Source organism: Borreliella chilensis (genome assembly GCA_000808095.1).
Classification (GTDB): Bacteria; Spirochaetota; Spirochaetia; order Borreliales; family Borreliaceae; genus Borreliella; species Borreliella chilensis.
In genome coordinates this window covers 727,887-750,525 of the sequence record CP009910.1, presented here as the reverse complement: position 1 = coordinate 750,525, position 22,639 = coordinate 727,887, and the positions used below count along the sequence as shown (strand labels likewise).

Annotated in this window: 24 protein-coding genes, 3 tRNA genes and 1 other RNA gene; 3 read left to right on the top strand and 25 right to left on the bottom strand. The window is 29.2% G+C overall.

The window, feature by feature from the left end; all coding sequences use genetic code 11:
• The 11 genes from OY14_03580 to OY14_03535 form a co-directional block, all read right to left on the bottom strand.
• The gene (locus tag OY14_03580; protein AJA90655.1) at positions 1–1,050 is read right to left on the bottom strand and encodes a rod shape-determining protein MreB; all 1,050 of its coding nucleotides are present in this window, start codon (positions 1,048–1,050) and stop codon (positions 1–3) included.
• A gap of 10 nt (positions 1,051–1,060) precedes the next feature.
• Entirely contained in the window at positions 1,061–2,029 is a 969-nt protein-coding gene (locus OY14_03575) for a hypothetical protein (GenBank protein AJA90499.1), read from the bottom strand.
• 27 nt (positions 2,030–2,056) lie between these two features.
• Positions 2,057–2,404, bottom strand: an RNA gene (locus tag OY14_04230) — bacterial RNase P.
• A gap of 29 nt (positions 2,405–2,433) precedes the next feature.
• The gene (locus OY14_03570; GenBank protein AJA90498.1) at positions 2,434–3,192 is read right to left on the bottom strand and encodes a Zn-ribbon protein; all 759 of its coding nucleotides are present in this window, start codon (positions 3,190–3,192) and stop codon (positions 2,434–2,436) included.
• Positions 3,193–3,205: 13 nt separating this feature from the next.
• Entirely contained in the window at positions 3,206–5,098 is a 1,893-nt protein-coding gene (locus OY14_03565) for an RNA polymerase sigma factor RpoD (protein ID AJA90497.1), read from the bottom strand.
• Between the two features lie 3 nt (positions 5,099–5,101).
• Entirely contained in the window at positions 5,102–6,883 is a 1,782-nt protein-coding gene (locus OY14_03560) for a DNA primase (protein AJA90496.1), read from the bottom strand.
• Positions 6,884–6,888: 5 nt separating this feature from the next.
• The gene (locus OY14_03555; protein ID AJA90495.1) at positions 6,889–7,920 is read right to left on the bottom strand and encodes an aminodeoxychorismate lyase; all 1,032 of its coding nucleotides are present in this window, start codon (positions 7,918–7,920) and stop codon (positions 6,889–6,891) included.
• Between the two features lie 210 nt (positions 7,921–8,130).
• Positions 8,131–8,212: transfer RNA gene (locus OY14_03550), tRNA-Tyr, on the bottom strand.
• 4 nt (positions 8,213–8,216) lie between these two features.
• Positions 8,217–8,290 (bottom strand) — tRNA-Thr (locus OY14_03545).
• Between the two features lie 87 nt (positions 8,291–8,377).
• Complete coding sequence (locus tag OY14_03540; GenBank protein AJA90494.1) at positions 8,378–8,701, bottom strand: hypothetical protein; 324 nt, start codon at positions 8,699–8,701, stop codon at positions 8,378–8,380.
• Positions 8,702–8,706: 5 nt separating this feature from the next.
• Positions 8,707–10,479 (bottom strand): hypothetical protein, encoded by a 1,773-nt coding sequence (locus tag OY14_03535; GenBank protein AJA90493.1) that lies wholly within the window; start codon positions 10,477–10,479, stop codon positions 8,707–8,709.
• Positions 10,480–10,597: 118 nt separating this feature from the next.
• On the opposite strand from OY14_03535, the gene OY14_03530 reads away from it, so the two are divergent.
• Entirely contained in the window at positions 10,598–11,830 is a 1,233-nt protein-coding gene (locus OY14_03530; GenBank protein AJA90492.1) for a polynucleotide adenylyltransferase, read from the top strand.
• Here OY14_03530 and OY14_03525 read toward each other — a convergent pair.
• From OY14_03525 to OY14_03460, 14 genes are all read right to left on the bottom strand, one after another.
• Positions 11,801–12,538, bottom strand: a complete 738-nt coding sequence (locus tag OY14_03525) for a ribonuclease III (protein ID AJA90491.1) — start codon at positions 12,536–12,538, stop codon at positions 11,801–11,803. The genes OY14_03530 and OY14_03525 overlap by 30 nt on opposite strands.
• Complete coding sequence (locus OY14_03520; GenBank protein AJA90490.1) at positions 12,538–12,780, bottom strand: acyl carrier protein; 243 nt, start codon at positions 12,778–12,780, stop codon at positions 12,538–12,540. Before OY14_03520 ends, OY14_03525 begins: the two co-directional genes overlap by 1 nt.
• A 23-nt stretch (positions 12,781–12,803) precedes the next feature.
• A complete protein-coding gene (locus OY14_03515) occupies positions 12,804–12,986 on the bottom strand; it encodes a 50S ribosomal protein L32 (GenBank protein ID AJA90489.1) in 183 nt (60 codons plus the stop codon).
• Between the two features lie 52 nt (positions 12,987–13,038).
• Complete coding sequence (locus OY14_03510) at positions 13,039–13,530, bottom strand: phosphopantetheine adenylyltransferase (protein AJA90488.1); 492 nt, start codon at positions 13,528–13,530, stop codon at positions 13,039–13,041.
• 1 nt (position 13,531) lies between these two features.
• Positions 13,532–14,071: a hypothetical protein gene (locus tag OY14_03505; GenBank protein ID AJA90487.1), complete on the bottom strand. Its 540-nt coding sequence runs from the start codon at positions 14,069–14,071 to the stop codon at positions 13,532–13,534.
• A 318-nt stretch (positions 14,072–14,389) separates the two neighbouring features.
• The gene (locus OY14_03500) at positions 14,390–14,755 is read right to left on the bottom strand and encodes a 50S ribosomal protein L19 (protein AJA90486.1); all 366 of its coding nucleotides are present in this window, start codon (positions 14,753–14,755) and stop codon (positions 14,390–14,392) included.
• Complete coding sequence (locus tag OY14_03495) at positions 14,733–15,452, bottom strand: tRNA (guanine-N1)-methyltransferase (protein AJA90485.1); 720 nt, start codon at positions 15,450–15,452, stop codon at positions 14,733–14,735. The genes OY14_03500 and OY14_03495 overlap by 23 nt, the downstream gene beginning before the upstream one ends.
• A complete protein-coding gene (gene rimM, locus OY14_03490) occupies positions 15,449–15,949 on the bottom strand; it encodes a 16S rRNA-processing protein RimM (GenBank protein ID AJA90484.1) in 501 nt (166 codons plus the stop codon). Before rimM ends, OY14_03495 begins: the two co-directional genes overlap by 4 nt.
• A gap of 3 nt (positions 15,950–15,952) precedes the next feature.
• Positions 15,953–16,201 (bottom strand): RNA-binding protein, encoded by a 249-nt coding sequence (locus OY14_03485; protein ID AJA90483.1) that lies wholly within the window; start codon positions 16,199–16,201, stop codon positions 15,953–15,955.
• Entirely contained in the window at positions 16,202–16,462 is a 261-nt protein-coding gene (locus OY14_03480; protein AJA90482.1) for a 30S ribosomal protein S16, read from the bottom strand.
• Between the two features lie 12 nt (positions 16,463–16,474).
• Positions 16,475–17,809 carry a signal recognition particle gene (locus OY14_03475; protein ID AJA90481.1) on the bottom strand — a complete coding sequence of 445 codons (1,335 nt, stop codon included), beginning with the start codon at positions 17,807–17,809 and terminating at the stop codon, positions 16,475–16,477.
• 62 nt (positions 17,810–17,871) lie between these two features.
• The gene (locus OY14_03470; GenBank protein AJA90480.1) at positions 17,872–19,080 is read right to left on the bottom strand and encodes a XylR family transcriptional regulator; all 1,209 of its coding nucleotides are present in this window, start codon (positions 19,078–19,080) and stop codon (positions 17,872–17,874) included.
• A 275-nt stretch (positions 19,081–19,355) separates the two neighbouring features.
• Positions 19,356–21,365: an elongation factor G gene (locus OY14_03465; GenBank protein ID AJA90479.1), complete on the bottom strand. Its 2,010-nt coding sequence runs from the start codon at positions 21,363–21,365 to the stop codon at positions 19,356–19,358.
• A gap of 76 nt (positions 21,366–21,441) precedes the next feature.
• A complete protein-coding gene (locus OY14_03460; GenBank protein ID AJA90478.1) occupies positions 21,442–21,972 on the bottom strand; it encodes a neutrophil activating protein in 531 nt (176 codons plus the stop codon).
• A gap of 84 nt (positions 21,973–22,056) precedes the next feature.
• Between OY14_03460 and OY14_03455 the strand changes: the two genes are divergently transcribed.
• On the top strand, positions 22,057–22,524 hold the full coding sequence (locus tag OY14_03455) for a hypothetical protein (protein AJA90477.1): 468 nt from the start codon (positions 22,057–22,059) through the stop codon (positions 22,522–22,524).
• A gap of 41 nt (positions 22,525–22,565) precedes the next feature.
• Positions 22,566–22,639: transfer RNA gene (locus OY14_03450), tRNA-Val, on the top strand.

Here is a 22,639-nt window from a genome sequence, read left to right as displayed (position 1 = left end):
TTATTCATTGATAAAACTATAAATATTTTTACTAATATCTATTCTATTGGCATAATCATAAAATAATCCAGCACCAACAGCCACAGAAAGAAGAGGGTTGTCAGCAACATAAACAGGAACTCCTGTCTCTTTTGAAAGAAGTCTATTTAAACCCTTAAGAAGAGCTCCCCCCCCTGTTAAAATAATGCCACGCTCTACAATGTCTGTAGCAAGCTCTGGGGGAGTTGCCCCAAGAGTACGCTTAACTTCATCCACAACAATATTAATGGGTTCTTGCAGAGACTCTCTTACCTCCATAGAATCAACAAGTTGCTTCCTAGGAAGACCAGTAACAGCATCTGTACCCTTAATATCTATTTTTTCTACCCTCAAATTTTGAACATCAGGATATACATTGCCTATCTTAATTTTCAATTTTTCTGCTGTCTGCTGACCGATTATAATATTATGAGAATTTCTCATATACTTTATTATACTCTCATCAAATTCATCACCACCAGTTCTAATAGCTCTACTTACAACCATACCACCAAGAGAGATAACCGATATTTCTGTAGTCCCACCTCCAATGTCACACACCATGTGACCTGTAGGCTCAAAAATAGGAATATCAGATCCAATAGCAGCAGCAAGAGATTCTTCTATTACCTTAACCTCTCTTGCACCAGCATTCATTGCGCTCTCTTTTACAGCTCTTCGTTCAACCTCTGTAATGCAAGTTGGAACACCTATTACCATTCTTGGCTTAAAAAACAATTTTTTACGAGAAAAGATTTGATTAATAAAATATTTAATCATCTTCTCTGTATTCTCAATATCAGCAATAACTCCATCCCTAAGTGGACGCACGGCCTTAATATTTTCTGGAGTTTTCCAAAGCATTTTCTTAGCATTTCGACCAACAGCAACAACTCTATTGCCTTTAGTAATATCTATTGCAACAACAGAAGGCTCACTCATAACCACACCATAATCTTTAATATAAACTAACGTATTACATGTTCCAAGATCAATTCCAATATCTATCAAAAAAGACTTAAACAAATTCAAATCAACCTCCCTAAAAGTCTTCCAAAGTAATTCCAAGCCTCTCTCTTGCTGATTCCAAATAAGGATTAAGATTGAGAGCTTCTCTCCAGTATTTCCTAGCTTTAGGATAATCTTTATCTCTTCTCCTATATATATCTCCTATTTTAACATAAACGCTAGAATTTGAACTATTAATTTCTAGAACTTTATTATAGTAATTAAAAGCACTATCATAGTCACCCTTATCTAAGAGAATGTCTCCGTAAAGCAAATACACCTTTTGAATTAAATTTTCATCAGTTTTCTCGCCCTTTAACAATTTCCCGTTATCTTCTTTTATTATTTTTTCTATATACTCAACGCTCTTGTTTATATCATTCAATTTGTAATTAACATAAGCTAAACTCCAAAGTACTAAATCAGACCTATTCTCATTATAAGCTTTTTCAAAAAACTTTAAGCTAGATTTGTAATCTCTTAAAAGCTGATACGAATACCCCAAATATTCAAAAATATCTTCCTTAATGTTCATAAAATCAAAATTATCAAAACTCAAAGCCTTTTTCAAAAATTTTACAGCAAGTTCGCTATAAAACTCTCCTTTATGAGAATATGCCTTCCCTAATATATAATATAAAGGGCCTATAGAGACACCATCATTTATAGAAATTAGAAATCTTAATCTTTCTATAGATTTATCTAAAAATTCTCCTTTTAAATATCCTTCACTTATTATTAAAGAATAATAAAAATATGAAAATCCCAAAAGCAAATTTAAATTAAAATTAAATCTATTATTTTTAATATCATTCTCAGCATAATCTATTATTTCTTTATATTCTTTTTTATCCCAAAGTAAAAGCAAATCAACTTCTGTTGGCCCTGCTTTTAAATAAGAATTAGAAAAAGATTTAAAATAAAATATAATATAATAAATTAAAAAAATAAAAATGAAAATCATAAGTAAGTAAAAAACATATCTTAAATATCTCATTTCCATTTAAAACTCTCTTTTAAGCTTATGAAATTAAGCTGACACCCATAAGCCGAGTTCTGTACTATGCCATCATCTCTCTTGTTTTTTTATCGCTAAAAAAATCATGCGATCTACCCGTAAGCATGCCTCAAGAACAAAGGAAGCTTACATACTTGATCTTGCTCCTAATGAGGTTTATCTTGCCTATATTTATTACTAAATAAGCGGTGAGCTCTTACCTCACCTTTTCACCCTTACCTTTTGTGGCGGTAATTTTCTGTGACACTCTCTTAGGTTTAAAACCCCTAGGTATTACCTAGCATTATGTTCTTATTGGAGCTCGGACTTTCCTCTTAAGTTTTAAAATATTAGAAACCTAAGCGATGGCTGACTGTCAGCTTAAATAAAAAGTATCAAATTAATAAATTTTATTCAACAAGATCTGCCAAACTACCAGGAATTATTTCATCGCTCATTTGAATTTTATCCTGATAATAGAGTATTCTACTGCAATAAGGACAAAATTTAATATCATTGGGTTCGCGCCTTACTTTATTTGCAAATTCAATAGGAAGTATCATATGACAACCTTTGCAGACATTGTCGATCAAAGGAACAACTCCATTTGATTTATTCCTTATTATTCTTTGAAATTTAAATAAAAAATCTTCATTCATTTTAGAAGAACAATTTAACTCTTCACTTTCTATTTCTAAAAGTCTCTTTTTAATTTCTAAAAGCTCTAATTCAAAACTATTACTCTCAGACTTAAAACATTCTTCCTCTTTACTGTACTTATCGCTAACATCTAATATTTCCTTTTCTATTCTCGTCTTAAGTCCATTAACATGTGTCATTTTTTTTCTAATTGTAACTTCATCGTCAATAATAACCTGAAGCTCTTTTTCAAGAGCTTCGTATTCTCTTTGAGTTTTAATGCTGTCAATTTTTTCTTCTGCCTTGCTCTTTCTTGAATTAATGTCTTGAATATCTAACTTTAAAGCAGAGTCTTCTTTTTGATATTCCTTAAACTTTTGTTGCAAATCAATTAAAACTTTAGATAACTCTTCAATCTGAATTTTTTTCATCTCCAAATACTTAGGAATACTTTTTTGCCTTTCTTCAAGCTCAAACTTAGACTTATATATAACTTCAAGCTTTTTCAATGTATCAATATTACTCTCCATCAATCCTCCATATTCAATTTAAATCTTCAAGATAATCTTTTAATTTTTGAGTTTTTTTGGGATTTTTAAGGCGCCTTAATGCCTTAGATTCAATTTGTCTGATTCTTTCTCTTGTAACATTAAAATGAAGTCCAACCTCTTCAAGAGTTAAAGAATAACCATCTTCAAGGCCAAATCTCATTTTTACAACTTCCTGCTCTCTTTCAGGAAGAGTCCCAAGAATTGCTCTTATTTGATCTTGCAAAACTACAAAAGATGTATGATTTGCAGGATTTTTTATTGCCTTATCCTCAATAAAATCACTAAGAACAGAATCTTCTTCTTCTCCAATTGGTGTTTCAAGAGAAACAGGCTCTCTTGAAACACTTTTTACAGTTTTAACCTTTTTAAGCTCCCATCCAAGTCTATCTGAGAGCTCTTCATCTGTAGGATCCTTTCCTAAAACTTGAATCAAATATCTAGTTTCTCTATTAAGCCTATTTATTTGTTCGATCATGTGCACAGGAACTCTAATTGTACGAGCTTGGTCAGAAATAGATCTTGTTATAGCTTGTCTAATCCACCAAGTAGCGTAAGTTGAAAACTTAAAGCCCCGCTTATATTCAAACTTTTCAACAGCCTTAATTAATCCAATATTACCTTCTTGAACAAGGTCAAAAAAATGAAGACCTCTATTTGCATATTTCTTGGCAATGCTTACAACAAGCCTTAAATTTGCCTTAATCAACTGATCCTTAGCATGCTGCATCATTTGCTTGCCTTTAGCAATCTCTTCTGACATGCTTATTATCTTATCCATTGGATATTCATAATACATTTCAATTCTCTCAAGTTCTTTTTGAGCGAGTTGAGCCTCTGTGATCTGCTCCTTAATGGTATCTTCTTTAAGTTTAAGAGATTTTTCTATTTCTATTCTTTTCTCGGCAATAGTTAAATCTCTCCCAAGCACTCTAAGATCTCTTATTTTTTCTATTTTCAACCTGCTCAGAATCATTCTTTGCTGTCTTTGCAAATCTTTTATTTTGTTAGCAGAATCAATATAATCATCTGAAAAAATCCTCAGTTCATCTTGATATAAAGGAATGTCTCGTAAAAGCTCTTTTAAGGCTAACCTTTCCCTTTTTAAATTTTTTTCAAAAATATCCCCCCCAAGCTCATATACTCTATGTTTATTATCTACATAGCTTATTAAACGATCTTGAATTGGCTTTAAAGGAATCTTGTAAAAAGAAGCAATTCTTTTTTTTTTATTATAATAATCCGGATTACTCTCTTTATCCTTATCCTTTTCTCTTTTAAAAAACTCTTCCCTTTCCATTCTTGAATAAATAACATTAACAAGATTGTAATAGTTTTCTATAACAAGTCCGTCATTTTTGAGAATATTTTCAATTATACTCTCTCCAGAATCCATCTGTTTTGCAAGTTCAACTTCTTGATTGCCTGTCAATAAGAACTCTTTCCCTATTTCTTTCAAATAAAGCTTTATTGGATCTTCTGAATGGGTATCTTTAAAAACATTGTTTTTAACATACCCTGAACCCAAATCGTCTTTAACAGAAATAATATCTTCATCACAATCATCCAACTTGTCATCAATATCAATATCAGCGTCACTTTGGAAACCATCATCTAGAATCATAAAATTTCTACCAGATTCAATGTCCATCTCTTCCTCTTCATTACCCTCATCTTCGGTGCCAACCACATCTAATTCTGGAGCTTTATTAACCAACCTTATTCCCCTATCCTCAAGTACTGTACAAATACAATCAAGAGTCTCTGGTTCTAATATGTCATCGGGAAGTAAATTTGATAATTCACTAAAACTAAGAGATTTTCTATTCGCTAAATGAGCAATAATTCCTTCTATCAGTTCCAAATATTTCTTTTCCAAATCCGGCAAAATTCAACTCCCTGGGACATCATCTAAATAGACTTTTAAATTTTTTCTCTGCATGTTTAAAAACATTAACTCGTTTATTTGAATCTTAGCATTTACCAAAAAATCCCCATCACATCTTCTTTTACAAAGCAAAACACGAGAATCCAATTTTCTTCTTTTGATTGCAAGTAAAATGTGAATGATCATCTCATCATCCACTTCAAATTCAGAATTTAACATTTCTTCAAAAAAAACTTCACTAACTTTATAGTTATCCTTTAAACTTCTTTTTAAATCTAACAATGTAAAATCTTCATTATTTTCAGATAAATCCTCAAAGCACATAAAAATTTTTCTAGCGTTGATATCGATTAAATCGCTATCAACAATATTGCGCCTTATTGTACCAAAATAACTAAAATTTTTCAACAAAGCTACTATTAAATACCTCTCGTAAGAATCATCATTATGAGCATACAAATTTCTTTTATTATTGTCAACTACAAACCTTTCTTTTATCCTATAGTAATCTTTTAATAAAGTTGTAACACCAATTCCAAGCTTATTGCTTAACTTTTCCAAAAAAATTTTTTTCTGAGTATCTACTTTTGACAAATTTATCAAATTCAAAAATAAATTAATCATAGCATTCAAGTCTACAGTTTTATTTAAATCATATTTATTAGAATAAATATCTAAAAGATATTCAAAAGCATCACATCTATTATTTAAAATTTTCTGCAAAGAACCGGAACCCTCATTCTTAAGAACATCTGCAGGATCACTACCTAAATCAATTTTAACAACGCTAACATTAATGTTAAATGGCAAACAAATTTGATAAGCTTTTAAAGTAGCAGAAAGCCCAGCATCATCACTGTCAAAAGCAAATATTATCTCATCAGCATATCTTTGAATCAAAGCAAGATGTTCTTTTGAAAAAGAAGTGCCAAGAGTAGACACAGCCCTTCTAATCCCAGATGTAAAAAAAGCAAGAACATCAATATAACCTTCTACTAAAATAACTGACTTTGTTGATTTAATGTCATCAAATCCCTCATAAAATCCATAAAGAAGCTCTTTTTTCTTAAAAACTTCAGTTTCACTTAAATTAATATACTTAGAGCCTTTACCGTCTAAATCTCTACCTCCAAAGCCAACAACATTTCCTTTAAAATCTTTAATTGGAAAAATCAATCTTTGAGATAAAATAGAAGCTTTGAGATTTGTTTTTGAGAATAAACCACTTTTTCTCAATATTTCAAAAGAATATCCTTTTGAAACTAGAAAATCATGAAGATCTAAACCATCTTTAACATTAAATGGTAAATAACCAAGCTCAAACAAATCAACAACTTCCTTAGATATTGATCTACTTTTTAAAACGTAATCTAAAACTTTTTTGTTTTTATTCAAAAAAAATTTAATAGTATTGATTAATCTAGAATTCAAAGAATAAATTTTTGAAACTATATCTTTATTTTCATTTTTCCTATCACCCTCTCGATTTATTTTTACATCATTGTAGTAAACCCCAAATTTTTTACATAAAGCCTTGAGAGCATCATTGTAGTTGATTTTTTCCATATCCATTAAAAATCTAATAACATCTCCACTCTTTTTACACCCAAAACAATAAAAATATCCTTGCAAAGAATTTACAGAAAAAGAAGGGGTTTTCTCAGCATGAAAAGGACAAAGACCTTTATAAGTAGATCCAGATTTAACAAGTTTAATGTATTGCTCCACAACAACCACAATATCAAATTTAGCTTTCATTGAAGCTGCGGTTTGTAAATACTCCATACTTCTTAATCCTTAGTAATAAAATTTTTAATATAATCTTTTGCTCCTAAAAGATGTGAAGAATAATTTGATGAAAATTGATGTGTACCCAACTTAGGATCTTTTACCACAAAAAATAAATACTGCGTATTTCTTGGAAAAAACGCTGCTTGCAGAGAAACAACACCAGCATTTGAAATTGGAGTAGGGGGATACCCTTTGTTAATATATGTATTATAAGGAGAATCCAGCTCTAAATCTGAAAAATAAATTCTTTTAGGATGACTTCGCCCTAACTCTTCTGTAATAACATATTCAATAGTAGCACAAGATTGTAACGCCATATCAGACCTTATTCTGTTATAAAAAACTGAAGACATTATTGAAGCTTCACTTTTAACCCTATACTCACGCTCAACAATAGATGCTATTATTACTCTATTGTAAAAATCTTTACTAGAATAATCACTAAAAACTACACCTATGGATTTAAGCTTATTAAAAAAATTATCAACAAACATGCGAACAACATTTTTTATTTCTATGCCCTTATAAAATTTATAAGTATCTGGGAATAAAAACCCCTCAAGAGAATCATAATCAAATCCAAGCTCAGAAATAAATGATTTTTCGTTGATCAAAAAAATAAAATCTTGAATGTCATCAATAATAGAAAAATCCTTAAGTTTAAAAGCAATTCTTCTACTAGTATACCCTTCAGGAATTGTAACATCAATGTTTACATTAGAAGATCCTCTTAAAAGTTCTTTATATATCTCAAAAGTAGAAAGACTTCTATTAATTAAATATCTTCCTTCTTTAAATTGTTTGTCACTATCAAAAATATACGAGATAAAAATAAGAAATAATTCAGATTTAATTAATTTTTGTTTTTTCAACTCTTTGGCTATTTTTTTAACCCCCCACCCTTTCTCAACATCAAATTCATAAACTAAACCATCAGCTAAAGAAGATAAATTTAAAAAATATATAAAAATTGATAAAATGGACCCTAAAAAGAACAAAAAAATAAATACTTTCCCAACTTTCATAAGCACAAGAATCTCCTAGCCAATCAAAAGTATTTGCTAATTACTCTTTAAGCATAAATTAAAAATTTTAATCAATAATTAACATAATCTTTTTACAATCAATAAGAACTCTTTTAAATAGATAAAAGTACAAATACCATAATAAAACGATACAACACCTTTAAAAAATCGCAATCAAAAATTATAGAAAAGACAATCGTTTATAACTACACGAGATGGGGAGGGTGGGATTCGAACCCACGTAGGCAAAGCCAACAGATTTACAGTCTGCCCCGGTTAACCACTTCGGTACCGCCCCTAAAAGCCGACTGTCGGAGTCGAACCGACGACCTGCGGTTTACAAGACCGCTGCTCTGGCCAGCTGAGCTAAGTCGGCAAATAATAAACTAATAGTTAGTTTATAAAAATACAACTCATTAGTCAATAGAATAATTGCAAATAATTAATACAATTTATCTGTAATCTATTTGTTGCCAGAAAGAAAAATTTTGAAAACAAAAGCGCAAAAAAAAATAATAAAGCTAAAAATTAAAATTATACAATAATTGATTTTTTTATTTCTCAATAAATAAAAAAATATCAACCTAGTAGATTCAAGCCCAAAAGACACAGAGCTCAAAACAATAGTAAGATCGAGATAAAACCTCTGAAAATTGTAAACAAAAATATTGTAAGAGCCGGCTAAAAAAACAAATAAACTCAACAAAGAATTTAAAAATAATACAATAACTAAAATTCTAATAAAATTTGAAAAACGCCTTAGATTTTTTACTTTAAAAGTTTCCATAAAATTTATAAATTTTTTACTATAAAAAGTGCTTGACTAATGATTTCTAAAAGATTCCCAATAACATCAGCTAATGTAATTTTTTTATTTTCATTTACCATTGACTTGTAAGAAACTGTTAAAGATTTTTGAATAAAAACATTATGATTTTCTAAAAGGGTCAAATATCTTTTTTTAAGTTCAATAAAATAATCTACAAATCTATTTGCAACCTTATCAATAAAAACCGATTCATTTAAACACCACTTTAAAATCCTTTCCTTATAAGGATCATCAATCCTACTCTCTCTTTTATGTCTTTCAAATTCTTCATTTTTATAATCAATCTCAAAGTAAATATTATAAATTTCTTTTTTCAAAACAGTAATATTATTTTCAATGTCAACATATATATTTCTCAAGTCATGATTATTAATTAATACTATATTATTTATGGTTCTTAAAACTTCCATCATTCTAACATCATATATATTTTTAAAAAAATCATTAAGAAAATACAATTTTTTAAAACTATAGCGACTAAGATTGAATTCGCTAAAAATCTCACCCTTTAAATTTAAAATTGCACTAGGGTCTTTAACAAGGCTTTTTATTTCCCTAATCACAAGAATTTTTAAGGAACTATCACGTCTTTTAATAGCCTGACCCATAACATTTAAAAATAAAATGTTTTCATAAAAACTTTTCACATCAAAAAAAGGTACATACCTTTTAGGAGACGCAACTGGATTTTTGCAATACACTCTAAAAATATCTAAATAAGGCAAAGTTCTAGATAAACCAACAATCTTAGAAACAATCGATAAAACATTTTTCAATACATATTCTACTCTAGAAGAATGATCTTCCTTTGAAATTATTTCTGAATTGCTAATATCATCAGATATTAAAAAATAATTTGATATAATGCTTTTTACAATATCTTCATCTATCTCAATATCTTTTAATGTGTACAAAATATCAAAAAAATAATTCAAATACTTGCTAACACTTGAAAAGCTAGTTCCAAAACCAATCTCAAGATCAACAATATTAACATTTTCAATATTATCTAAAAGATCTACATTAAAAAACGAAAAAAAGGATTTATAAGGGAAAAAAGCCAAGCTATTAAAAACATAATAAAATTCAAAAGTATCAGATATAGTTCTGTAAGTATCAGAGGGAATAGAATTAATATATTCATTTATTTTGGACTTAAGCGATTCTTCTAAATTGTTTTGAGTCTTTTCTTTTTTCAAAAAAAGCTCATATTCCCCTTCATCTAAAAAATCTTCCAAATTTTTCTTAGAATGAAGAACTTTATTTTGAATAATCTCCAAAATAGTTTGCTCAACAACAATACTGCCTTTTTCTAGCTTTCTAAAAAATTCTTTCAATTCCATTGAATAGCGACAAACATTAAAAAACATCTCTACAAAACCAACATGCAAACATTCTCTCTTAAAATCTATTACTGGATTTTTGCACATTTCATTAATTTGATTTTCTAGGTTTTTTATGACATATGTTTTATAAATATCTTCTTTACTTTTATCCTTCTGAAAAAAATTCAAAATAGTTAACCATATTTTCATAAAAAATGATTCTTCCATTAAGCGCCCTGAAAGAAATTTTTCAAGCTGGGAATCAGAATAAGGTTCATTGTTACAATTAGGCAAAACAAACTCAGAAGAATTCAAACCTAAGCTTTTTCTTATATCATTCATCAACCTATTTTTAGTCTCTTTTGAAAGCTGACCTATAGCGTTGTAAACACTATTGTTATTACTCCTCATAAAACCTCAATAAAACCATTTTAAAAAATAAAAGCACTACTTATAACATACTTCAAATAAATTAAAATTGTAAACTAATTTTAGAAAAAAATTAGTTTACACTATAATATAATTTTATATGAATCTAGGCAAGAATAGTCAAAACATAATTAAAATCGGTAAAATATTTAAAAAAAACAACTACGAATTTTTTTTAGTTGGAGGAGCTTTAAGAGACTTGCTACTTAATAAACAACCTTGCGATTTTGATTTTGCAACCAATGCAACTCCAGAAGAAATAATAGAATTGTTCCCAAATAACATTAAAACAGGAATAAAACATGGCACAATTAGTATTATTTTTAATAAAAAAATCTTTGAAATCACAACATACAGAATAGAAAAAGAATATGAAAACAAAAGAGCACCCAAACAAGTAGAATATACTAAAAATTTAATCAAAGATCTTAAAAGAAGAGATTTTACAATCAATGCAATTGCAATGGATATTTTTAACTTTAAAATAATAGATTGCTATGACGGGAAAAAAGATCTTAATAAAAAAATAATACGATGCATAGGAAACCCAAATAAAAGGTTTGAAGAAGACGCTCTTAGAATATTAAGAGCAGCAAGATTTTCATCCACACTAAATTTTAACATTGAAAAAAATACTCTAATTTCAATGAAATACAAAAAAGAAAATATTTTAATTATTTCAAAAGAAAGAATAAAAAATGAATTTCATAAATTATTAGAAGGCAAAAACATACAAAAAGGAATTTATTATCTTAAAAAAGTTGATTTTTTTAAGAATTTTTTCAACCTGGAAATAAAAGCAAAATTAATCAAAAAAACTGTTTTGTTGAGCAAAGACAAGTTTTATCTAAAAGCGATTACTATATTGACAATTAAAAAACCTATAAAAGAACTAAAAGAAAAATTAACTTTACTTAAATTTTCAAATAAAGAAATTGGGCTAATTTTATTTTATAGAAACATAATTGATAATAACAATATTTTTAATGTCAGAAAATTAAGCGAGATTAGATATTTACTTAGCAAAAGCACAAGAGAACATTATAAAGAAATAATTGACATATACAAAGCCCTAAAAGGAAAAAAGAAAAAATATTTATTTATAATAAAAAACATAAAAAGAAAAAAATTACTCGAAAATCCCCTCTCTTTAAAAGACTTAAAAATAAACGGTCAAGACATTCAAAATCTAAAACAAATAGAAAATAAAAATATAGGGAAAATTTTAAACATACTCCTAAGCCATGTAATTGAAAATCCCAAACTTAATAATAAACATTATCTTATAGAAAAAACAAAAGCCTTAAAGATTAATGTCTTCCATAGCTTTTAAAGCCACTTCAGCTGCTCTCATTTCGGCCTCTTTTTTAGATTTACCCTTTCCATTTGATATAAACTTTTCGCCAACATAAAGTTCAACACAAAAAACTTTGTCATGATCTGGGCCTATTTCCTTATCTAGCTTATAGCTTGGTGAGATTTTATATTTTTTTTGAACATATTCTTGTAATAAACTCTTATAATCTTTAAAATCACCCCTATTAAACATGAGCCTTATATACATGTCAAAAAGCCCAACCACAAAGTCTGTTGCCATTGAAAACCCACTATCAAGATAAATAGCGCCTACAAAAGCTTCAATAGCATCCGCAAGAATACCTTTTTTATTGCGACCGTCATTACTTTCTTCTCCTCTCCCAAGCAAAATATAGGAACCAAGATCAATCTCTCTAGCAATACTAGACAGAGAATCTTCACTAACAATATAAGATCTAGCTTTGCTAAGCTCTCCTTCACTTTTATTAGGGTAAGTTCTATAAAGATGATCTGTGATAATCAAATTAAGCACAGAATCTCCCAAAAATTCCAATCTCTCATTATTACTAGATTTTTGATCCAATTCATTGGAGTACGATGAGTGACTCAATGCTGTGTTTAATAAATCAAAATCATTAAAATTAATGCTCAAATTTTCCAAAAATTCAATTAATTGAACTTTTCTTTCGCTACTAAAACAAAAATCGGAAGAATTTTTTTTCATCAACCTTTTCTCTTTTTAATAAAATTAACAACATCACCTACCGTCTCAAATTCATTAGCTTCGTTCTCTGGGATCTTATCATCAAAAGCCTCTTCAAGTAAATACAAAAGCTCATAAATATCAAGACTATCTGCACTAAGATCTTCAACAAATCTAGAATCTACAGTAATCTCATCTTCTTTTTTATCAAGTTGCTCAGATATAATAGACCTAACCTTACTAAAAATTTCATCATGATCCATGAATATACCTTCCTTGCTACAAACTATAAACCTATTTCTAGATATTGGTTATTCCTATAATATCCACATTTTAAACATATTCTGTGCCTTACTCCAAGAGTACCACAATTAGAGCATTCTTGAAATTGCGGGATTTTCTTTCTCATATTTATACTACGCCTTGTTCTACTCCTAGATTTTGAAGGCTTAAATTTTGGAACAGCCATTATTTTCTCCTGCTTTTAAACTAAATTATCTTAATAATATATATTATCCAAGTCATTTGTCAATAAACTTAGATTTCAATCTATTAGATACCAATTCTGGAACAAAATGAGAAAGATCAACATCTTTTTTAGTCATTAATTCTTTTACAAAATCCGACCTTACGTACAAATATTCTGCACTACTTGGCAAAAATATAGTATCAATTTTAAAATCTAGCTTATTATTAACAAGGTATCTCTCAAACTCTATATCAAAATCATTAAAAGCTCTAATTCCCCTAACAATAAAATTAATAGAATTAATTAATGCATAATCAACAATAAATCCACTGTATTTATCTACAAATACATTTAAAAAATTTAAAGATAAAATAACATCCCTTGTAAGACTAAACCTATCTGCATCACTTAGCAAATATTTTTTTGATTTGTTTTTAGCTACCAAAACAACAACCTTGTCAAAAATAGCCGATGATCTTTTAATCAAATCAATATGCCCCCAAGTAATAGGATCAAAAGATCCTGGAAAAACTGCTACCTTCATATCAACAAAGCCTAAATCCTCTATTGATATCTTTAAGAATTTTTTTGCGCCATACTGGTTGTTCTTCTAAATTTTCAAATTCAATTTCTCTAATGATTTTGAAATACAAATACTCTCCCCTAGAGGATGTATCTACAACAAAAAACTTACCAACACCCCTGTAAACTAGTTTTTCATTATTTGAGAGATTGTTTTCAATCGTTAATTTATTGATAACACAGTCAAAATGAACAGGTTTATCTTCATTTTCAACTTTTAAAGACATGCTAAAAACAAGATCATTTATTTTTTCCCCACAAATAGCACAAGTAATGTCAAGAGTTATTCTTGTTTTGAATTTTTTACTTCTTTTCCTAAATCTACCTTTAAAAATATTTTGTTTATCTGAATTCACAATAGTTGACCTATTCTTAGAACTGTCTGGCAGAGCAACATTTTGGCTTTTACTTTCAGGATTTAACCTTTTATTCTTAAAACCATAAAAACGCTTATTGCCTTTTTGAAAATCATTACCCTTAAATTTACTTTGAGTATATTTCAAAATCAACTCTCCTTAACGACAACAAAATAAATACTTACTTCCCAAAAAAAGAAACACAAAAACTAAAATTTTACGTTTTTTAAAAGAAAAAGATACCATTAATCCATATTGAAATCAATAAAAACAGGCAATTAATATTTTAATTGCAACAAATCAAGGTCAAGCTTGATAAAATTATTTCTTAAAACAGCAAACCCCAAATAAAAATTTGTAAAACAACAAAACATCTAAAAATGGCTTTTAACATTAAGAAAATCTACTTATCTCACAACCCAATTTATAAAAATATTTAATTTTAGATTTCAAATTATCTAAAATCTAATGTTTAACTTTTTTAACATTCAGACGTTCCTTAATCTTCATAGCAGCCTTACCTATTCTATTCCTCATATAATAAAGCTTTGCTCTTCTAACCTTTCCTCTTTTTAAAACTTCAACTTTTTCTATAATAGGAGAATATACTGGGAAAATTTTTTCAACACCTACTCCTGAAGAAATTTTTCTAACCAAAAATGTTTTGCCAATCCCCTTGTTTTGAAAAGAAATGATAATTCCTTCAAAACTCTGCAATCTTTCATTACTACCCTCAATGATTTTATAAACAACCTTCACAGTGTCTCCCACATTAAAGACAAAAGTCTCATTTTTCTTATTTTGAGCTTCAATTTTTCTTATCAAATCCATCATCTTCTCCTATTATCTTCAAATATTTAAGGTATAAATCATATCTATTTTTCTTAGTTTTTTCTCTAGCCTTGCCAAGCCTCCAATTCTTTATATTTTCATGATGACCTGAAACAAGAACTTCTGGAACCTTCATACCCATAAAATTATAAGGCCTAGTATAATGAGGATATTCAAGTAATCCATTTCTCAAACCAAATGATTCTTCCAATAAAGAATTGGGATTTATCACTCCATCGAGCAATCTATATATGCTATCTATCAAAACTAGAGCTGCTATCTCTCCTGAGGACAAAATATAATCCCCAATAGAAATCTCAAAATCAACATACAAATCTACAATACGTTGATCAATTCCTTCATATCTTCCACAAATTATAACAATTTCCTCTTTTTTTGACAAGAAATAAGCTAAATCTTGGGTATATCTTATACCAGAAGGACTTAAAAATATTGTTGTTTTCTTAGAAGCTTCTACGTGTTCAAGAGCAAAAGACAAAGGCTCAGGCTTCAAAACCATCCCAGCACCACCTCCATAAGGCACATCATCACATCTATTATGCTTGTCTTTTGAAAAATTTTTAATATCAATAAGCTCAAAACTTACCATTCCTTTAGTAATAGCTTTTTTCATTATTGAATTTTCAAAAAATGGTTTAATTATTGCTGGAAAAAGAGACATAACTGTAAATTTCATCTTAAAAGATCTAAAACCTTAAGTTCAATTGTTTTTTCTCTCTCATCTATATTGCCAATATAAACACTCAAAAAAGGAATAAAAAAAAATTTAACTCCCACTTTAACCTCAAGAAATACACTATTCAAAGATTCAAAAAAAGCCACAACTTCCCCCAACCTTCTACTGCCATCAACAATAGTATAGCCAATCAATCTACCCAAATAATATTCGCCCTCTCCCAAGCTCGATGCAAGAGAATCATCAACCCACAATTCAAAACCAATTAAAGGCTTAACTAACTCTGGAGCATTAATCCCTTCAAACTTCAAAAACAAGGAATTACCCTTCACATTAACATCTACAACTTTAATCTCAATAGGAAAACTATTGCTCTTTTTTAAAAGAACTTTGTTGTTTTTCAGGTTAACAAAATCACAAAAATTAGTGGATATGCTTTTAACCTTAGCATATCCACTAACTCCATAAGACGATAATATAACGCCTTTAATAAACATAAATTAATCTAAAATTTCCAATTGTACTCGCCTATTAGTTTTAGCAGCACAAGCCCCAAGCAAAGTTCTAATAGCTCTTGCAATACGGCCTCGCCTTCCAATTATTTTGCCTACATCACTTTGAGAAACTCTTAATTCTAAAATAGTTGACTTTTCCCCTTCAATTACATTTAACTTTACTTCATCTTGCTTATCCACAAGAGACTTTACTATAAACTCTATAAGCTCAATTTCACTTCCATATTCTTTCATCTAAACCTCCTGACTTTTCAAATTCAAGTTGTTTTTATTCAAAAGCATTCTCACTGTATCACTCGGAATTGCTCCTTTACTTATCCAATCCTTCATCCGATCTTCCTTAATTTTTATTTGATTCTGTTTCTCAACAGGATGATAATAACCAAGTTCTTCAATCGCTCTACCATCTCTAGGAGAAGCAGAATCCATCACTACAATTCTATAATAAGGCCTTTTTTTAGCTCCCATCCTTTTCAATCTTATCTTAACGCTCAAATTTATTCCTCCTTATTTTCCCAAAAGGGATGCAATCTTATTTTGAAAATCTTTATTTTTCATTTTTTTCATAATCAAAATTGTTTGACTAAACTTTTTTATGAGTTTATTAACATCAAAAACAGTTGTTCCACTTCCCAAAGCTATTCTTTTTTTTCTTGAAGGACTGTTCAAAATCACCGGATTTATCCTTTCTTTTTTAGTCATAGAAAGAATAATAGCTTCTTCTTTGTTAAAACTTTCTTCATCTAAATTGCTACTATTCAATATTGACTTTGAAGCACCTGGTAAAAAACTTAAAAAATTAGCAATCCCTCCCACTTGCCTCATACGTCTAAATTGACTTAGATAGTCTTCAAAATTTAAACTAGCTTTACTGATTTTCTCTTCAAGCTTAATAGCCTCTTCCTTGTCAACAACACTTTGCATCTTCTCTACAAGACTAACAACATCCCCCATGCCAAGAATTCTAGAAGCAATTCTTTCTGGATAAAAGGAATCAAGATCTTCAATCTTTTCTCCAACCCCAATAAATTTAATAGGAACTGCACAAATACTCTTGAATGAGAGTATAGCACCTCCTCTAGTATCTGAATCAAGCTTAGAAAATATTGCACCAGTAAGACCAACATTTTCATTAAATTCCTTAGCAATATTTACCGCAACTTGCCCCATCATAGAATCTACAACTAAAATGGTTTCTGAGGGTTGCAAAATATCCTTGATTCTTTTTATCTCTTCAATCAACAAAGATTCAACTTCAAGTCGTCCTCTAGTATCAACTATTACAGAATCAAAAAACTCAGATTTAGCAAACCTCATAGCTGCTTTAACAATTTTAATAGGATCCCTTTCACCTTCAAGTGAAAATACTGGAACACCTATTTGACCACCCAATATTTTCAACTGCTCTACAGCAGCTGCTCTAAATGTGTCAGCAGCTACAAGAAGCACCTTTCTATTTTCTCTTTTAAGCCTTAAAGAAAGCTTAGCACACGTTGTAGTTTTGCCAGAACCCTGAAGCCCAAGCATAAGGATATAAGATTGTTTATTAATAGGATGCAAGCTAAGCTCATAATTTTTGCCCCCCAAAAACTTAACAAGATTATCATTGACAATTTTAATAAACTGAGATTTAGGATCAACACCTCTTAAAACTTTTAATCCTCTGGATTCTTCAACTATGGAATTTAAAAACCGTCTTACAACTCTTAAGTTAACATCAGCATCAACTAAAGAACTTTTAATAATCTCAATAGCCTCTGCAATGTTTTTGTCATTTATTGTAGATTTTCCAGAAAGATAGTTTATAAAATTTTTAAAATTCGACCCCAAATTTTCAAGCATTAAAAACAACCTTTATTCTCAAAAATAATCTTATCAAATATAAGATACAAAAAAAGGCAATATTAATCAATATCTCCTCCTGTCAAATAAAATTTATTAAAAATAACACTAGAAGCGGGTCCAACAACAGAAACTTCAGTATCTAACGAACTAAGCTTTAATACTATATTCTCTTTATTTCGCTTTTTAATCTCTTCTTTTAACAAATCAAAAAAAGCTTTCAATTTGAAACTTTGACCATAGAGTACCAAATAATTAAAGTCAAGCATTCTTTGAATATTTATAATAATTATTGCCAAATACTTAACCGTATCTTCCATAATTTTATTTATAAAGTCATATTTTTCATAAAGAGAAAAAACATCATATATTGTAACCTTTTTCAATCTACCCTCATACTTTTCATAAAGCTCAGGAATCTCACCATTCATAAACTCTTTTGAAATCAATCTCTGCAAAGCAAAATTAGATATCAACATATTAACACAACCTTTATTACCACAAGTTGGACAATTTTTTTCTCCTTCATAATCAATTATCATGTGACTAACCATACCCGACTTATTATTAAACCCAGGATAAACATTGCCACCTGACCAAATAGAAAGCTCGGCAGTATCTGTGTAATCAAAAAACATAATATTATCTATATTTTTACCCATAAATTCAGCAAGAGATAAATTTTTAACATAACTCTCAAGATAAACTGTAAGAGAAAAATACTCTTCAAGTATTCTCTTAACAGGGACATCTTTTTCAATCCATACTCCATAACTGTCATTAACAACCCCTGACTCTTTATCCTTTATTAACCCTGTAATACTAAAACCTACACCAATAAACCTATCTCTTGAGAAATTATGTTTCCAAATAATTTCTATCATATGATCTTTTATTTTTTCTAAAATATCATAAGCACTAACTGGGGGTTCAAAAGAATGAGTCTCACTTATTAAAACCTCACACTTAAGATTAGCAATACCTATTTGAAAATAATTGCTAGAAATAATAACTCCCATCGAATATGCATAATCTTTATTAATATCAAGAAGTATTTCTTTTCGTCCATGTTTTTTTATATCAGGCACTCTAGAACCAACCTCTATCAAAAGATTTTCCTTTATCATTTGATTAGTTAAGATAGTAACCGCAGCATTTGTTAAGGTTAACTTACGCGCTAAGTCTGTTCTTGAATATTGCATATTTTTCAAGCTAAGAAGAATTTTTCTTCTATTTCCACCTCTAATTGAAACCATATTTTCACCTTGCACAATACACCTCCTTTATTTTTTAAAATAAAAAAATATTATAAAATATAATATCAAAAAACTGATATAATATTCTATCAATTCCTAAAAGACAAGAATGCTTTTTAAAGGATAAAAATATTTTACATCATAAAGTTATATTCATAAACTATTAAAAAATAACAGCTTAACAAAAAAGAAATAAAATCAATTTTATATAAAACTCATAGATAAAAATTAATTAGATTTAAAAAATAGCAAAAACAAGAAAAACTATTTTGCTTTAAAACCCAGCAACTTCAACTTAATTTTTCTTTAAAATAAGAAAATTCCATAGTAAAACTACCCCTTCCTTTAGTAGAGCTTCTTAAAATAGAAGTATATCCAAAAAGCTTCTCAAAAGCAGCCTCTGATTTTATTAAATCATACTCTTCAATATTGTTAACTGAATGAATAATTCCCCCTATAACATTTAATGTAGAAATAATTTCTCCTGTATGCTCAATAGGCGTTCTAATCTCTAACAACATTATTGGTTCAAGCTTAATTGGCTCTGATTTTTGAAAAATACTATGAAAAGCAAATCCTGAAATTGATTCAAAAGCACCCTCACTAATTTTACTGGTCTCACAAGCCATAGAAAAAATACTAACACTAATATCAATAATAGGATACCCAAGAACTCCACTTACAAATGCGGTTGTAATTCCCTTCAATATTGCAGACTTAATTGAAGAATCAATATCACATTCAAAATTAACTTTATTCCCCTCGCCCCGAGATAAAGGTTTAATAACAATTCCAATCTTAAAATTAATATTTTTGCTGGCAAAAATATTGTTAAACTCGAAAATTTCTTTTACAATTTTACCTGCACTCTCTCTGTAACTCACCTGAGGTTTTCCAGTATGAACATTAAGATTAAATTCATCTTTAATTCTTGTCAAAATAATCTCAAGATGTAATTCACCCATTCCAGATATAAGTAGTTGTCCTGTTTCTTTGCTCTCAGAATAACTAAAAGTGGGATCTTCTTTAGCTATTATTTCAAAAGCTTCCTTTAAGCTAAGCTCATCTGATGATCTTTCAGGTTCAACAGACATTAAAACAACTGGCTCTGGAAACACTACAGATTCAAGCAAAACATTATTATTTTCTTCAACAAGAGTGTCTCCTGTAACTGAAAACTTTAATCCTAAAACAGCACCAATATCGCCTGTTTTTACAAAATCTATTTGTTCATTTTTATTTGAAAAAACTCTAAAAATTCTTGTAAATCTTTCACGCTTACCATTTGAAGCATTCATAATTTTTTGACTAGAATTAATCTCGCCAGAATAAACTCTAACAAAATAAAGATGCGCAGCAATTACACTTGAATATTGAACTTTAAAAACAAGCGCTGATAACTTTTTATTCTCATTAGGATTAATTAAAATTTTTTTATTTTCATCCAAAGAAAAAGCATTAAAGCTTTTTTCAAAAGGACTTGGCAAGTAATCTACAATTGAATCAATCAAAGGTTCTATTCCAATATTTTTCAAACTAGTTCCCATTAAAACAGGAACAATAAATCTAGAAATAGTACCCCTTCTAATCTCACTTTTAATAACATCTAAACCTATCTCTTTATCTTCAAGAAATAATTCGGTAATTTCTTCACTAAATTGACTAAGAGTGTCTATTAATTTTCTCTTAAAAAACATTGTTTTTTCAACAAATTCTTCTCTAATTTGACTATAAGTTAATTTTGGAACTCCATTTTCCATTTCAAAATGAAGCTCTTTATTCAAAATAATATCAACCACTCCTTCAAAATTGCCTTCATTCCCAATTGGAATTTGCAAAACTAAAGGAATGGTTTTAAACTTATTTTCAATATCTCCTACAACCTTAAAAAAATTAGCTCCTAGTCTATCCATTTTATTAACATAAGCAAGTCGTGGAATTTCATATTTTTCTGCCTGTCTCCACACAGTTTCTGTTTGAGCCTGAATCCCATCAACAGCACTAAAAATAACAACACCACCATCAAGAACTCTAAGAGATCTCTCAACCTCCGCTGTGAAATCAACATGCCCTGGAGTATCAATAATGTTTATTTGACAATCCTTCCAATAACAAGTAATAGCAGCCGAACTAATCGTAATTCCCCTCTCTTGCTCTTGAGGCATCCAATCTGTAACAGTGTTTCCAGAATCCACATCCCCCATTTTATGACTCTTACCGGTATAATAAATAATTCTCTCTGTAGTAGTGGTTTTGCCAGCATCGATATGAGCCATAATTCCAATATTCCTAATACCCATAAAACCCCCAACACACAACTACGGATTTAATATAGATAAACCAACCATTAAACAAGCTAAACCCTTTATAAAGTTGTTATTTTATATCATCCTCACAACATTTGTGCCCATCATGACAAGGACAGTCACAATTTTCAAGCAATGCTTTATGCATCCACAAATGCTTTTCAAGATCACTCATAATGTCGTCCATAATATTAGCAGTACCATAATCACAAGCAATATCAATTAATTTTCTCATTTCAAAAATATTTTTCAAAATTCCAGTAAGACTGCAAACAATACTTTTCATTGAAAGTAAAAAATTAGAAGTTGATTCAACATCAAGCTCCTTAATAAAGGATTTTTTCATAAACTCAGAATATCTAAATTCAGAATCATATCCAAGCATTCTTGAACGCTCTGCAACAATATCAATAATCTTTTCAATATATTCATAAAGGTTTTGGGTTTTTTCATGAATAACAAAAAAATTGATATCTTTTATATTCCAATGGATACCTCTTAAATTAGAATAAAAAATATGCAAACTTGCTAGAAGCTCTTGCAACTTAAAGTGTATTTTTTCTAAATCATCCTTTTTTATATAATTCAAATATTTTTCCATCACTATCCCCTTGATATAATCATTATAATACATAATGCGGTATAATTATAGTTTTAATACCACAATAAATAAAAAGGATCTTTAATGAAAAAATTGATTTTTATTTTTGCACTATTATTGTCTCAAGCATGCAATTTAAATACAATACACCCAGTAGATACAAAAGAAGATGTGAAAATCCTATATTCAGAAATTGATGAATTGAGAAAGAATTTAAATCTAAACCATTTAGAAATAGATGATACTCTTGAAAAAGTTGCAAAAGAATATGCAATCAAACTAGGTGAAAATAACACACTCACCCACACCCTTTTTGGAACAACTCCAATGCAAAGAATACACAAATATGACAAATCCTTTAATTTAACAAGAGAGATACTAGCATCAGGAATCGAACTTAACAACGTAGTCAATGCATGGCTTAACAGCCCAAGTCACAAAGAAGCTCTTATTAATACAGATACCAATAGAATAGGTGGCTATAGATTAAAAACAAATACCAATATAAATATATTTGTGGTTCTTTTTGGAAAAAGAAAAGAGAAGAATTGACACTACTAAAACTTATACTGTATACTACTTAGTAGTGAAAAGGGCTCATAGCTCAGTTGGTCAGAGCGCCTGCCTTACAAGCAGGATGTCGGGAGTTCGAATCTCTCTGGGCCCA

Coding starts and splice junctions, on each gene's coding strand:
- OY14_03570 (AJA90498.1), bottom strand. CDS start 3,192: ATGGAGAGTAATATTGATACATTGAAAAAGCTTGAAGTTATATATAAG.
- OY14_03575 (AJA90499.1), bottom strand. CDS start 2,029: ATGGAAATGAGATATTTAAGATATGTTTTTTACTTACTTATGATTTTC.
- OY14_03500 (AJA90486.1), bottom strand. CDS start 14,755: ATGGATTTGATAAGAAAAATTGAAGCTCAAAATAAGAAAAATGAGACT.
- OY14_03495 (AJA90485.1), bottom strand. CDS start 15,452: ATGAAATTTACAGTTATGTCTCTTTTTCCAGCAATAATTAAACCATTT.
- rimM (AJA90484.1), bottom strand. CDS start 15,949: ATGTTTATTAAAGGCGTTATATTATCGTCTTATGGAGTTAGTGGATAT.
- OY14_03455 (AJA90477.1), top strand. CDS start 22,057: ATGAAAAAATTGATTTTTATTTTTGCACTATTATTGTCTCAAGCATGC.
- OY14_03530 (AJA90492.1), top strand. CDS start 10,598: ATGAATCTAGGCAAGAATAGTCAAAACATAATTAAAATCGGTAAAATA.
- OY14_03475 (AJA90481.1), bottom strand. CDS start 17,809: ATGCTTGAAAATTTGGGGTCGAATTTTAAAAATTTTATAAACTATCTT.
- OY14_03485 (AJA90483.1), bottom strand. CDS start 16,201: ATGAAAGAATATGGAAGTGAAATTGAGCTTATAGAGTTTATAGTAAAG.
- OY14_03525 (AJA90491.1), bottom strand. CDS start 12,538: ATGAAAAAAAATTCTTCCGATTTTTGTTTTAGTAGCGAAAGAAAAGTT.
- OY14_03560 (AJA90496.1), bottom strand. CDS start 6,883: ATGGAGTATTTACAAACCGCAGCTTCAATGAAAGCTAAATTTGATATT.
- OY14_03520 (AJA90490.1), bottom strand. CDS start 12,780: ATGGATCATGATGAAATTTTTAGTAAGGTTAGGTCTATTATATCTGAG.
- OY14_03460 (AJA90478.1), bottom strand. CDS start 21,972: ATGGAAAAATATTTGAATTATATAAAAAAGGATGATTTAGAAAAAATA.
- OY14_03465 (AJA90479.1), bottom strand. CDS start 21,365: ATGGGTATTAGGAATATTGGAATTATGGCTCATATCGATGCTGGCAAA.
- OY14_03535 (AJA90493.1), bottom strand. CDS start 10,479: ATGAGGAGTAATAACAATAGTGTTTACAACGCTATAGGTCAGCTTTCA.
- OY14_03515 (AJA90489.1), bottom strand. CDS start 12,986: ATGGCTGTTCCAAAATTTAAGCCTTCAAAATCTAGGAGTAGAACAAGG.
- OY14_03540 (AJA90494.1), bottom strand. CDS start 8,701: ATGGAAACTTTTAAAGTAAAAAATCTAAGGCGTTTTTCAAATTTTATT.
- OY14_03510 (AJA90488.1), bottom strand. CDS start 13,530: ATGAAGGTAGCAGTTTTTCCAGGATCTTTTGATCCTATTACTTGGGGG.